The sequence below is a fragment of the Ilumatobacter sp. genome (assembly GCF_041688325.1).
Lineage (GTDB): Bacteria > Actinomycetota > Acidimicrobiia > Acidimicrobiales > Ilumatobacteraceae > Ilumatobacter_A.
In genome coordinates this window covers 1-12,861 of record NZ_JBDNIJ010000073.1, presented here as the reverse complement: position 1 = coordinate 12,861, position 12,861 = coordinate 1, and the positions used below count along the sequence as shown (strand labels likewise).

Genomic DNA, 12,861 nt, shown 5'->3' with positions numbered 1-12,861 from the left:
TCAGGATCGGGTCGCTCGTCGAGCGACGCTCAGCAGCAACCCGGCCGCGAACATGCTGACGAACAGCGAACTGCCGCCAGCCGAAAAGAACGGCAGGGTGAGGCCGGTCACTGGCATCACGCCCGTCACGCCGCCAAGGTTGATGATCGCCTGCACTCCGAACCACGCCGAGATACCGCCAGCTAGCAGCATGCCGAATCGGTCGGGTGCAGCGAGGGCGGCTTGGATGCCGAAGGCCACGAGAACAATAAAGCCGCCGATGACTGCGGCGGTGCCGATCATTCCGAGCTCGTCAGCAATGATCGAGAAGATGAAGTCGCTGTGGGCGTACGGGAGGTAGCCGAGCTTGGTCCGGCTGCCGCCGATGCCGGAGCCGGTGAGGCCACCGTTGGCGATGCTGACCAGCCCTTGGTACACCTGGTACGACTCGAATTCCTTGTGCCCTTCGATGTCCATGAACGCGGTGAAACGGCTGAGCCGACGAGAGTCGGACACGACGAATCCGATCGCTGCAACGATGGCCGTCAGCGTGAGGCCAGCAAGCGGCTTCATCGGCACGCCAGCGATCCACGCCACACTCAACACGATCACCCCGAGCACGATGGCGGATCCGAGGTCGCCCTGGGCGAGGCTCATCAACGCGGCCGATCCAGCAAGCGCCGCGATGGGGTAGAGGGTCTTGCGGCGATCGCCGAGGTCGCGGGCCCGAGCCGTGAGCAGGCTTGCTGCAGCGATGACGACGACCAGCTTGAGGAACTCGGACGGCTGGACTGAAAAGCCGGCGAACTGGACCCAAGAGCGCGCTCCGTTGACCGGCGTGCCAAGACCCGGGACGAACGGCACGGCCATAGCCGCAGTACCGAGTCCGAGCAGCGGGATGGTCAGCGGCTTCCAGACCGTGTACGGAACCTGCGTCGCAAAGATCATGCCGACGAGGCCGACACCCGCCCACATCGCCTGCTTCGAGAACACTGCGTACGGTGAGTTGCCGACGTTGGCCTGCGTGACTGCCGAGGCCGAGAGCACCATGACGAGGCCGAAAACGACGAACACGAGAACCACGCTGGCAATCACGTAGAAGGTGCCCGGCGGCGGGCCGAGTTTCCGCTTGGGGCCAGCAGCAGCGCGCACCGACAGACCGAACTGAGCGATCGGACCGAGGTCCTTGCTGGGTTCAGCCGCGGCTCGAACTGGACGAAGCGATCTCGGCCGCTCACCGACGACGCCGTGGGCACGAGCGCCCATCGACTTGCTCGTGGCAGCGCGAGCGGCAGGCTTGCGTGTCGGGGTGGATCGCGCCGCAGGCGTGCGAGTCGGAGCCGTGCGTCGAGGCGGACCGCTCGCCGGTGCGCTCCGGCCGGCTGGTGCATCGGCCGCACGCCGGTCGAGCGTGGCACGACGACGGTCAGCGACAGTGAGTGTGGATGTCATGCTGAGACTCCCTGCAATTGCTGTTCGGCGAGTTGAGTAAAGAGCGTGCGGAACGCCTCGCCGCGCGCTTCGAAATTGGTGAACTGATCAAGGCTGGCGCACCCCGGTGACAGGAGAACAGTGTCGCCCGGCCTCGCCCACGCGGCAGCCTTTTCGACAGCACGCTCGAGCGTGCCGACCGATTCAACTCTGCCGACACTGGAAAAATCGTTGGCGATCGTTGATGCCGTCGCGCCAATGGCGAGCACACCGTTGCAGCGCCAGGCTTCGTCCGCCATCGACGACAGATCGACACCCTTGTCGGCGCCGCCAGCGATCAGGACGATGTTCTCAAACGAGCGGATTGCCGCCGATGCAGCGTGCGGCGTGGTCGCCTTCGAATCGTTGAACCAGTCGGCGCCGTTGTGGCTCCCGAGCCGTTCGAGACGATGCGGTGGGCCGACGAAAGTCCCGAGCGCTCGTTCGATTGCATCGCTGTCCGCGAGCCCGGTCTCGAGAACGAGCGCCGATGCTGCGAGTGCGTTGGTGATGTCGTGCGGCAGTGTTCGGCGCAGCGACGCGATCGAAGCGATCGTTCCCGACGGCCCGATGAGGAGGCCGTTTTCCGACCGGTACTCCCCTGCCGTCAGCCCAAAACTCAACGTGCGGCCCGGCGCTCTCGCGAGGTGGCCCATGACGGCAGCGTCTGTCGCGAGACCAATGACGACGTCGTCGGGATACTGGTTCGCGAACACCTGGGCCTTGGCTGCCTCATAGGACGCCATCGACGTGTGCCAATTGAGATGGTCCGGATGCACGTTCAGCCAGACGGCCGCCTCGGCGCGAAACGTTGGCGTGAAAGCAAGCCGGAAGCTCGAGCATTCGACCACGAATGCGTCGTACATCTCGGTGCCGTCATCGTTGCGTGCGTCGATGGCGTCAACCAGCGGCGTGTCGGTGTTGCCAGCGTCGACCGAGCGCACACCTGCGGCTTCGAGCATCCCGACGGTGAGCTTGGTGGTCGAGGTCTTGCCATCCGTACCAGTGACAGCGAGCATCGGACGCGGGCCGCCGGGGCGTTCTTGTTCCCACCGGTAGGCCAGCTCAATTTCCGACACGATGTCGAGGCCGAGGCGTTGCGCCGCAGTGATGATCGGGTGGCGTTCAGGGACACCCGGTGCCGGGCACAGCAGGGTGCACCCATCGAGCAGTTGATCGGGAGAGGTCTGTGCGGCATCGGCGAGGTCGACACCGAGTTCGACCGCCAGCGCTCGCCGGGCATCGGTGATCGTGTCGTCGGCGACCTTGACCGCGACGCCGTGTCGCAGCAGTGCGCGGACGGTCGACTCACCGGCGACTGCGAGGCCATAGACGAGTGCTGTCACAAGCCGCCCGCCACCTTGGTGAAGTCGGCGATAAAGATGGCGACTGCGGTAGCGATCGAGATGCCGGAAATCAACCAGAAACGGATGATCACGGTGGTCTCAGGCCAGCCGAGTAGTTCGAAGTGGTGGTGGATCGGCGACATGCGGAACAAGCGCTTGGTCCGTCCGGATGCCTTGAAGACACCCATCTGAATGGCAACCGAACCGGCCTCCATGACATTGATGCCGCAGATCAAGATGATCAGGAGGTGGGTGTTTGTCGTCAAGGCGAGGAACGCGAGTGCAGAACCGATGGCCAAGGCACCGACGTCGCCCATGAAGATCTTCGCTGGTGCAGCATTCCACCAGAGGAAGCCGAGGCAGCCGCCTGCGAACGCAGCTGCGAAGACGCCCATGTCGAGCGGGTTGACGGCCATGTCGTAGACGTCAGGATTACGGAACAGCCAGTAACCGATCAGCGCGAAGGCGCCAAAGCCCATCAGGGCCGAGCCTGCAGCGAGCCCGTCGAGGCCATCGGTGACGTTGACGGCGTTCGTTGTCGCCCAGATAATAATGCCGGCCCACAGCACCCACACCACGGTGGGAACCTCGATGCCGATTTCCGGACGGGTGACCGAAATCGTCTGAGAGATGCCCGTGCCGACCACAAGGACCCAAGCCATCGCGAAGCTCATGAGCATCGTGATGTAGTTTTTTTGCTTCCAAAAGATGCCCCGGTTGTGACCCTTGCGGACCTTGATGTAGTCGTCGAGGAAGCCCATCACCGCGAGGAGCAGCACGCCGACCCACACGATCATGGTCTGGTTGGAGAACGCGAGGTCGCGGATGTGGGCTGCGACCCATCCAATGAATGCAGCACCGATGATGGCGATGCCGCCCATCGTCGGGGTGCCCTGCTTGATCATGTGGTGTTCGGGGCCACGATCTTCCTTGCCGAGGATCGGCTGACCCTGGCCACGAGTCCGGAAGAAACCGATGAGGTAACGGGTGCCGAAGAGCGACACCAACGTGGAGACCGCCGTGGCAATCATGAGAGCGATCATCGGGAACTACTTTCCATGAACGACAGAGCGACTGCCCGGTCGTCGAACTCGACGACCGTGTCGCCGAGGTCCTGAGTCTTTTCGTGGCCCTTGCCTGCAATGACGACGATGTCGCCACTTTGCGCCACGTCCAAGGCATCTCCGATGGCCGTGTGTCGGTCGGGGTTCAACGTGACTCGATCACGATAGTTGCTCGGCACCCCGGCCACGACGTCATCGATAATCTGCATCGGCTGCTCAGACCTCGGGTTGTCTGAGGTGACGATCACCCGATCGGCGCCGGCGGCGGCGGCGGCGCCCATTTCCGCACGCTTGCCGCGATCGCGGTCGCCGCCGCAGCCGAACACGACGATGACGGATGCTGATCCGTCGACCACTGCGCGGGCCGCAGCAATCACTTCTGTCAGCCCATCCGGGGTGTGGGCGTAGTCGACGATGACAGAGAATCCGCCGTCGACGCCAGCAGGCCAGGCGACTGTTTCGAAGCGCCCGGGGATGGCGTTGAGACGAGCGAGTCCACTGACGATGGCGTCAAGCGGAATACCGAGTTCAGTTGCCGTGACAACGGCGGCCAGCGAATTAGAGACGTTGAACGCTCCGCCGATTCCGACATGAATCCGACGTCCGCTCCACTCGTAGCTCAGTGACGTCGGGGTGACCTCGACGTCGACGAGTTCAGTAACCGAGTAGGTGACGACTCGCATCGACGGCCCGTCATTACCGACGATCACATCGGTCAGCAGCCGGCCATGCGTGTCGTCGATGTTGATCACTGCCAGCGGTGCAAAGCGAACGTCGAACAGCGATGCCTTGGCTCGGAAATAGTCCTCGGGAGTTCCGTGGAGGTCGAGGTGGTCATGTCCGAAGTTGGTGAATACGACGGCATCAAAGTGCGTTCCGTCGACACGATGCAGCGTGAGCGCATGAGACGAAACTTCGAGCACCGCTGCCGAACAGTCGTCCGCAAGGAACTCGGCGAGGCGCTGCTGGAGTTCGGGTGCCTCAGGGGTGGTGCGCGGGCCGTTGAGCGTGCCGATCACGCCGACTCGTTGGCCGTGTGCCAGGAAGATCGCTTCGAGCATCAGGCTCGTCGTCGTCTTGCCATTGGTCCCGGTGATACCAACGGTCGTCATTCGGCCACTCGGGTCACCCATGAGCGATGCGGCGATCGGTCCGAGCCGGAGGCGAGTGTCATCGACGATCAGTTGTGCGACCCCGCCAACGATTGCCGCTTCAAGCCGGCGGTCGACGAGTAGCGCTGCTGCGCCTGCCTCAACTGCCGCTGCAGCGAAGTCGTGTCCGTCGACGCGTTCACCGCGCAGGCACGCGAAAAGCGATCCGCTGTCAACTGCACGAGAGTCGTGCGTGACGGTGGAGATCTGCGTCGAGCCGTCGCCATGGACCTCTGCGATCGCACCACCAAACATGTCGACAAGCACCGCGGCGAGCGAGCCAACCGTGTGCGGGACTGTCACTCGGGGCATCCCTTGCTGCCGGGTGACGGCTGGATATTCCACTCATGCAGCAGTGTCGGAACGAGGGCTGCGAACACCGGCGCGGCGGCCGTTCCACCGAAGCGGTCGCGTGTGCCGGCCGGCGGCTCGTCCACCGAGACCAAAATGGTGATCTGTGGGTCGTCCGCCGGGAAGAACCCAACGAAGCTCGCGTAATAGATCCGGTCGCCGTCTTCGTTGTAGTAGGTGCCATTATCAGCAGCCTTGAACGCTGTACCGGTCTTGCCGGCAACGGGCAGGTTGTCGACTTGGGCCATCTTGGCGGTGCCTTCGCAGACAACGCGCTGCATCATTGCCGTCGTCTCTGCAGCTGCCTGTTTGGACACGACGCGGTGCGTTGCGGATGCAGGCATTGGCGTCTGCTGACCATCCGGGCCGACAGTCGCCTTGACCAGCTTCGGTGCAACATAGACGCCGCCGTTGGCGATGACGTTGATCGCAGAGACGAGCTGGAGTGAGGTGCTCGACATGCCCTGGCCGTACGCAACCGTCACTCGTTCAGAACCCCACAGTTCGTCGACGTCCTTGAGGAGGCCGGGTGATTCGCCGGGGAAATCAAGTGCCGTTTTGGAACCAAGACCGAAGGCGGTCATGTAGTCGTAGTGCTCGTACCGACCAAGTTCCTGCTGCACCATGATCGTGCCAATGTTCGACGACTCAGTCAGAATGTCCGAGACGGTCAGCAGCTCGTCGGGGTGCTCGTGGGAATCCTTGAGAATGTCGTCGGCGTACTTCTTACGCCACGGCACGGTGAAGGCCGTCTCCGGAGTGACGGCGCCGGCATCAAGTGCGCCGGCAATCGTGATGACCTTGGCCACAGAGCCCGGCTCGTAGGCATCGACGGCGGCAAAGTTGCCATTGGTCACGCCGTACTCACCGGTTTGGTCATCCCGACGAACCGAAGCGAGACCGAGGATTTCGCCAGTCTTCGTTTCGAGGGCAATGACGGTGCCGCCCTTGGCCTCAATGCGTTCGAGCTGTTCCAGGAGCACCTGCTCGGTAGCAAACTGGATTGAACGATCGATGGTCAACACGAGGTCGTTGCCGGCGACTGGCGCCTGTGTGATCGATTCGGAACCGGCGATTGTCTGTTGCTTCGTATCAACTTCGCGGGTCATCGAGCCACCTGTGCCGGTCATGACATCGTTGTACTGCTGCTCAAGACCCGCAATCCCAATACCGTCAATGTTGGTCCGACCGAGCACGCTGCGCCCAGTGTCGCCACCCGGCATCTCTCGGCGTGATTCGTCGTCGACGTTGACGCCAGCGTGGCCAAGTGCGCGGATGAAGTCACCGGCGTTGGCGTCAACCTGGCGTGCGACGTAGACGAAGCCGCGATCCTTGCTCTCGACTTCGCTCAGCAGCGATGCGACCTTCTCATCGCTGAGATCAAGCAGCGTGTCGAGTTCCTGAACAACGACGGCACCGTCGACGAGCAGTTTCGGGTTGATCGAGATGGATGCAGCGGGCACCGACATCGCCAGTTCGTTGCCGTGCCGATCAAACATCGTGCCGCGCTGTGCCGGAAGCGAGTACGAGCGCGTCCACTGGTCGGCGCCAGCGGATTGGAGTGAGTCGGCTTCCTTGGTCTGGAGGTAGGCAACGCGCCCGACGATGGCGAGCAGTACCACAGCGATGGCCACGAGGGTGATGCGCAGACGGCGCAGGGGCGAGGCAACTCCGCGCTGCCTTGCTCGTTTCTCGGGCGACGGGGCTGAGACCTTGCGGCGGTTCCGTTCGACGTCACGCGATGCGGAGCGCTGGTTGGATTGGGTCGCCCTGCGCTTTGCCGGGGCGACGGGCAAACGGCGATCTGTGCCAGCAGTGGCGCGGCTCGACGTCGCGGTACCGCGCACCGGAGTCTGCGACGAGGACCGCCGCTGCGGTTCAGCGCGGTGCGCCTTTGCCGAGTTCGCTGTTCGACTCGAACTCTTGCTGGCGACCGAGCTCTTGCTGGGCGTCGAACGCTGGGTAGTCATGCGTGCGGAACGGCCCGCTGTGCGCTGTTGCGGAGCCGCGACGGTGTTGCGGCCTGGCTTTCGGTCGGACGTGCGAGGTGAGTGCGAACGAGTTGCCATCGTGGTCTCCTAGGGCTGGCCCGCGGAGACGCGTTTGACGTCACTGAACTGTTCGAGTGGATCGGTATCGATGATGACTTGCCGTGAGGTGATGTCAATCACCCCGGCTACTGCGAGTTGGCGCGCCGTCGCCCAGCTGTCGAGCTCGACAAACGTGCCAGCGTCGCCACGGACCATGCCGAGATCACCCGCAGCGCCCGCCAGCCGCACAGGCGAGCGCAGTTCAGCGCGGCGGTACCGGAGTTCGTCGAAGCGTTCGCGTTCGTCATTGACGGATCGCTCGAGCTGGCCGATCTTCAGCTGACGTTCGGCGAGCTGCGTATGAAACACCGCAGCACCGAGCATGCCAGCGAGCACGACCAGGAGAACGAAGCCACCAAGGACGGCAGGCCAGCGTCGACCACGGCTTGCGGCCAGCGTCAAGGCGGGCTTCTTCGACTGTGCGGCGCCGGCGGAAATCCGGGTAACTGCCGTTTGCCTACGGAGCGGAGCAGCCATCAGTATCCAAGCCCGCTCGGTGCGTCTGAACCGACGGGAAGACCATCCGACTTGCGGACGGCCTCAATGCGCTCAACGACGCGGAGGCGGGCCGATGCTGCTCGACGGTTTGTCGAGCGCTCTTCGTCCGTCGCTCGCTTCGGCACGCCGCGCACGAGGCGGACCGTCTGAATTGCGCCGCAAACACACGGCAGATCATGTGGGCAGTCGCAGGCACCAGCAGCAAATGCGAAGCGTTCCTTCACGATGCGGTCTTCGCCAGAATGGTAGGACAACACGGCGATGCGGCCGCCAGGCACGGTGTGTTCGACAGCCTGGTCGAGTGCGTCAGGAAGTACATCGAGTTCGCCGTTGACTTCGATCCGGATCGCCTGGAACGTGCGCTTGGCTGGGTGGCCACCGGTGCGACGGGCCGGAGCCGGGATCGAGCTCGTGACTATTTCGGCCAGTTCGGCGGTGGTGGTAATCGGGCGTGCGGCGACGATCGCTCGCGAGATTCGCTTGAAGAATCGCTCGTCGCCATATTTCTTGATGACCGTGCCGAGTTCGTACTCGCCGTACCCGTTGACCACGTCTGATGCCGACCACTGCTGGTCGGCATTCATCCGCATGTCGAGTGGGCCGTCGTGGCGGTACGAGAAGCCACGATCGCCGCGATCGAGCTGCGGCGACGACACGCCGAGGTCGAACAGCGCACCACTGATCCCAGCTATTTCGTGGTCTGCGAGTGCTTCGGAAAATTCGTTGAACCGGCGGTGGCTCGTGCGAATGCGGTGGCGCTGTGCGTCAAGTCGAGCCATCGCTGCGGTGAGGGCGTCGGCGTCCTGGTCGATGCCAAGGATGTCGAGGTGCGGGTGGGCGTTCAGGATTGCTTCGGCGTGGCCGCCGCCCCCGAGCGTCGCGTCGACGAGGGTGCCTGCCGGAACGTCGGCAAACAGCTTCGTGATCTCGGCAAGCATCACCGGCTGATGGTTGAAAACTTCGGCTGCGCTCATTGCTTTGCTCCGGTAGCGACCGTGTCGCCGGTCAGTTCGTCGGTGCCGTTGGTGCAATGCACGCCATACGCGGCGGGTTCCCAGATTTCAATGTGGTGGAGGTTGCCGAGGACGATGACCGCCGACTGCGGCGCGATGCCCGCATAGCTGCGCAATTCGGGCGAAATCGTCACGCGACCCTGCTTGTCGATCGATGCCTCACTCGCCGATGCGGCGAATGCACGCTGGCGGTCACGGCTGGCTTCACCACGCTTGACGCGCGCTATCAGGTCGGTGGCTTCGTCGTTGAAGGCCTCGACGCTGCGAATGCTGACGCAGCCGTCTTCGCCGGAGAACAAGTAGCAGAGATCGCCGAGTAGATGCCGAAAGGTCGGTGGCAGTGCCACACGTCCCCGCTCGTCGAGCTGTCGCTCCTGCATCCCGACAAACACCGGCTGCGTCTCGTTCCTGCTGCTCTCCCCCGGAATGGGCCTGTTCACGCTGGCGAACGAGGGAGATTTCCCCAGCAATCCCCATTCTTACCCCAATTGCCCCCTTAGTCAACTATCTCTCCCCATTTACCTCCTTTTCATGGGTGAGACTGGGTCACCCGTCAGTCCCTCATGTGCACGGCTCGATCAGGCGATGAGACTTCCGCCGGCTCACCCGGCCCGGAGCTCACCACTCAAGCCAAAGTCGCGCGCCCAGACACCCGGACCTGGTGCAGCCGTGCACTCGAACCGCAGCCGGGTGACCCCAGCAAACAACGCGCTGGCAGCACAGCAACTGACAGCGACGCAGGACGAAGTCCTGCTTGGAGCGCTCCAGAGAGGTAGTTGGCAGGATCGAGCCCGAAGCCAAGCCCGAATGACGCGCTCAGGAAGAACAGAGATGTTGCAAGATGTCGGCCGAGAATCGCGTCGGCAGCGACGCAATCGGTGACAGCGCCGACGGGTCGATGCCGTCGAGCGACGGGAACAAACCCACGAGAGCAGCCGAATCGACCTCGTGATACCAGCAGCATTGCAGGCGCAGGGCGGCCCGAGTACGGCGTTGGCTGATACCGAGGAGCTTGTGACCGTCGAGGAGTACTTCACCAGGACCGATGCCATCGAAGCAGACCAAGGTCGACCATTCTGTGCGAATCATCGAGTTGTCATTGACGGTCAGTGCTTGCGCCACGCCTGCCGCTCGGCAGGCTGCAGCAAACCGCTCCCCCAACCAGACCATTGGTGCGTGGACATCCTGTGCCCAGCCAGGCGCGCCGCTGGGGATGATCACGTCAAACCAGGTGACCTCGGACGGCGTCAGGAGGACCGCACCACCGCCGCTCCGTCGTCGCACGATGTCGATGCCTCGCCGTTTGCATTCCTGCGCGTCGATTATCGACAGGTCACGCTGAGTCGAGCCGAGCACCAGTGCTGCGCCAGCGACATGGTTCACCCAGATCTGGGCGGTCGCGTGCTCGGGAATGGAACGGGCGTGGAAGCAAGCTGCCGACTCGTGGAAGTCGAGCCGCTCGAACATGGAGTGAGTATGCCGCTCAGGAAGCCATCGACAGGTACGGCCGCCACGTGTCGGGCATTGAGCTCACCGACACGACGATCCAGGACGTCGAGCGGGGCACCCGACAGGGTCGAACGAGGGCCATCCCTGCCTCTTCCGGTGTACGATCGCGTTTGGTGCGGTTACATGGGGTGCACGCCGCTGCGACGTTCTCCCAGGTGTGCGGGCCACCTCTGGAGCGAGGAAAGACGTGGTCGATCGAGTCAGCGTGGCCACCGCAGTACTGGCAACGGTGCTCGTCGCGGGCAAAAATTCCGCGGCGTGACATCGACGATCGCCTGACGTACGGCACCTTCACCATGTAGCGCAAGCGGATGACCGACGGCTGAGCGATCTCGAACGACTCGGAGCGCAGGACGATGCCATCGTCTTCGAGCATTTCGGCCTTGTCAGCAAGCACGAGGCATGTGGCGCGCCGTGACGACACGACGGACAGCGGCTCATAGCTGGCATTGAGAACAAGAGCGCTGTGCATCCGAGGAACCTAACGAAAGGGCCCTTCGGTGAACGCAGGATTTGTTCGCTGGATGAACGCTCTGGCGTTCATTGCGGACGATCCCATTGACGACACCATTGCAGGTATTTCACCACATCGCCCGGCTCAGGTCGATGCGTGGCATCGCCATACTGGGTGATCAGCCGGAATTCAAGGTACTCCCCGGATGGCACGGGCAAGAACGGCTTGCGTCTCCACCAGCCAGGTGGCGCAGTTCTTCGCGCCTGACGAAGCGCTGTCGGCCAGAGTCCCGGATGTCGGACGACCGACAGCGCCGCGCGGATCACTTCGCCGGGACTGGTGGCCTGGGCTCTTTGGGGAGACCCAAGATCATTTCACCGATGATGTTGCGCTGAATCTGCGACGAACCGGCGTAGATGGTGCCGGCGCGGGCGTTGAGGAATGTGCCGATCCACGACGACGGGTCATTCAGCGCACCGGAATCGTCGGAGCCGAACGAGGACGGCGGCTTGCGGCCTTCCCAATGCAGGGCGTCGGCGCCCAAGATGTCCATGGCGAGTTCGGTGACGACCCTGTGGTACTCGCTCCACTGGAGCTTGCCGATTGCGGCGTCAGGGCCAGGATGGTGACCGGCGAGGAACTGCGTGAGTACCCGCTGGCCGAGGAAGCCCATGATCTGCACCTTCGAGTAGCACCATGCGAGCTTCTGACGGATAACCGGGTCGTTGGCGACGCCGCGATCCTGGGCCATCTTGAGCAGGCGGGCGAACTCGCCTTTGAAGCGGATCGGGCCGGTTGCTGCTGCTTCGCCACGTTCGTAGCCGAGCAGTGACATGGCCACTGCCCAACCGTTGTTGACGCCGCCGATCACGTTGTCCTTCGGGACACGTGCGTCGGTGTAGAAGACCTCGTTGAACTCGCTGTCGCCCGAGATCATTTTGATCGGACGGACTTCGATACCCGGCTGGTCCATCGGAACGAGCAGGAACGAGATGCCCTTGTGCTTCGGCGAATCGGGGTCGGTCCGGGCGAGCGTGAAGATGTGGTCAGCGAGATGACCGGCGGAGGTCCAGATTTTCTGACCATTGAGGATCCACTCGTCACCATCGAGTTCGGCACGAAGGCCGACGTTGCCAAGGTCGGAACCGGCGTCCGGCTCGGAGTAGCCCTGACACCAGGTGTCGTCGCCCTTGAGGAGACGCGGGAGGTAGTGCGCCTTCTGTTCGTCCGTACCCCACACGAGAATGGTGTTGCCGAGCATCTGGATGCTGAACGCGTCGTTCGGACCGCCGGTCGGCACGCCTGCCTTGGCAAACTCTTCGGCCAGGATGACCTGCTCTGTCGAGGACAGACCGGCACCACCGAACTCCTTCGGCCAGCCAGGTGCGAGATAGTTCGCCTCGTACAGCGTGTTACGCCATTCGCCGACGAATGTTGCGAGCGTCTCACCTTCGAGGCGGCCGATGCCCTCCCAGTTGGAGGGGAGCTTCTCGGCAAGGAAGGCCTGGACCTTTTCTCGGTAGGCCTCGGCGTCTGCGGTGTAAGTCGGGTCCATGTTGGCCATGTTAATCGGTGGCGGTTACCGCGCGGTAGCCGGGCGACAACTCGCCTTGCTGATTTGTGCTGCAAACGGTTCTCAAACGGTTCTCAAACGGTTCTCAAACGGTTCTGCTGAAATCAGCCCGACGGTCAATTCAGCGCGAGCGAGGCAGCCGCCACCAGCGGCCAGATCCGTTCGTGCGGCTCAATAATCTTGAGGCCCTGCAACGACTTCAGTCGGGACCGGACAGCCAGTTCGCGGTGGAACGCTTCGAGCATCCGGTCGCCGAGTACGTCGATCACGTTGCCAGAGAGGAAGACCGTGGTGACATCAAGCGTTGCGCACATTGAGGCCACAGCGCGAGCGAGCATGATTCCTGTGCGTTCCACCATTGGC

Annotated in this window: 12 protein-coding genes; all 12 read right to left on the bottom strand. The window is 63.2% G+C overall.

What is annotated here, in order from left to right; translation table 11 throughout:
- Positions 1-1,431: an FtsW/RodA/SpoVE family cell cycle protein gene (locus ACH2EI_RS05225; RefSeq protein ID WP_395151841.1), complete on the bottom strand. Its 1,431-nt coding sequence runs from the start codon at positions 1,429-1,431 to the stop codon at positions 1-3.
- On the bottom strand, positions 1,428-2,795 hold the full coding sequence (gene murD, locus ACH2EI_RS05220; protein WP_395151843.1) for a UDP-N-acetylmuramoyl-L-alanine--D-glutamate ligase: 1,368 nt from the start codon (positions 2,793-2,795) through the stop codon (positions 1,428-1,430). The genes ACH2EI_RS05225 and murD overlap by 4 nt, the downstream gene beginning before the upstream one ends.
- Positions 2,792-3,838 (bottom strand): phospho-N-acetylmuramoyl-pentapeptide-transferase, encoded by a 1,047-nt coding sequence (gene mraY / locus ACH2EI_RS05215; protein ID WP_395151845.1) that lies wholly within the window; start codon positions 3,836-3,838, stop codon positions 2,792-2,794. The genes murD and mraY overlap by 4 nt, the downstream gene beginning before the upstream one ends.
- Positions 3,835-5,313: a UDP-N-acetylmuramoyl-L-alanyl-D-glutamate--2,6-diaminopimelate ligase gene (locus tag ACH2EI_RS05210; protein WP_395151847.1), complete on the bottom strand. Its 1,479-nt coding sequence runs from the start codon at positions 5,311-5,313 to the stop codon at positions 3,835-3,837. The genes mraY and ACH2EI_RS05210 overlap by 4 nt, the downstream gene beginning before the upstream one ends.
- A complete protein-coding gene (locus ACH2EI_RS05205; RefSeq protein WP_395159341.1) occupies positions 5,310-6,995 on the bottom strand; it encodes a peptidoglycan D,D-transpeptidase FtsI family protein in 1,686 nt (561 codons plus the stop codon). Before ACH2EI_RS05205 ends, ACH2EI_RS05210 begins: the two co-directional genes overlap by 4 nt.
- 444 nt (positions 6,996-7,439) lie before the next feature.
- Positions 7,440-7,853, bottom strand: coding sequence for a hypothetical protein (locus ACH2EI_RS05200; RefSeq protein ID WP_395151851.1), 414 nt, complete (start codon positions 7,851-7,853; stop codon positions 7,440-7,442).
- 74 nt (positions 7,854-7,927) lie between these two features.
- On the bottom strand, positions 7,928-8,923 hold the full coding sequence (rsmH, locus tag ACH2EI_RS05195; protein ID WP_395151853.1) for a 16S rRNA (cytosine(1402)-N(4))-methyltransferase RsmH: 996 nt from the start codon (positions 8,921-8,923) through the stop codon (positions 7,928-7,930).
- On the bottom strand, positions 8,920-9,342 hold the full coding sequence (locus ACH2EI_RS05190; protein ID WP_395159339.1) for a division/cell wall cluster transcriptional repressor MraZ: 423 nt from the start codon (positions 9,340-9,342) through the stop codon (positions 8,920-8,922). Before ACH2EI_RS05190 ends, rsmH begins: the two co-directional genes overlap by 4 nt.
- Before the next feature lie 436 nt (positions 9,343-9,778).
- Positions 9,779-10,429: a hypothetical protein gene (locus ACH2EI_RS05185; RefSeq protein ID WP_395151857.1), complete on the bottom strand. Its 651-nt coding sequence runs from the start codon at positions 10,427-10,429 to the stop codon at positions 9,779-9,781.
- Between the two features lie 16 nt (positions 10,430-10,445).
- On the bottom strand, positions 10,446-10,943 hold the full coding sequence (locus ACH2EI_RS05180) for an HNH endonuclease (protein WP_395151859.1): 498 nt from the start codon (positions 10,941-10,943) through the stop codon (positions 10,446-10,448).
- Positions 10,944-11,247: 304 nt separating this feature from the next.
- A complete protein-coding gene (locus ACH2EI_RS05175; RefSeq protein WP_395151861.1) occupies positions 11,248-12,480 on the bottom strand; it encodes an acyl-CoA dehydrogenase family protein in 1,233 nt (410 codons plus the stop codon).
- Positions 12,481-12,614: 134 nt separating this feature from the next.
- Positions 12,615-12,861 (bottom strand): hypothetical protein (locus ACH2EI_RS05170; RefSeq protein ID WP_395159337.1); only part of this gene is annotated, 247 nt, incomplete at its 5' end.

Bases quoted from the DNA above. Each gene is read 5' to 3' on its own strand.
- ACH2EI_RS05225 (WP_395151841.1), bottom strand. From the start codon at position 1,431: ATGACATCCACACTCACTGTCGCTGACCGTCGTCGTGCCACGCTCGAC.
- mraY (WP_395151845.1), bottom strand. From the start codon at position 3,838: ATGATCGCTCTCATGATTGCCACGGCGGTCTCCACGTTGGTGTCGCTC.
- rsmH (WP_395151853.1), bottom strand. From the start codon at position 8,923: ATGAGCGCAGCCGAAGTTTTCAACCATCAGCCGGTGATGCTTGCCGAG.
- ACH2EI_RS05190 (WP_395159339.1), bottom strand. From the start codon at position 9,342: ATGCAGGAGCGACAGCTCGACGAGCGGGGACGTGTGGCACTGCCACCG.
- ACH2EI_RS05185 (WP_395151857.1), bottom strand. From the start codon at position 10,429: ATGTTCGAGCGGCTCGACTTCCACGAGTCGGCAGCTTGCTTCCACGCC.
- ACH2EI_RS05180 (WP_395151859.1), bottom strand. From the start codon at position 10,943: ATGCACAGCGCTCTTGTTCTCAATGCCAGCTATGAGCCGCTGTCCGTC.
- ACH2EI_RS05175 (WP_395151861.1), bottom strand. From the start codon at position 12,480: ATGGACCCGACTTACACCGCAGACGCCGAGGCCTACCGAGAAAAGGTC.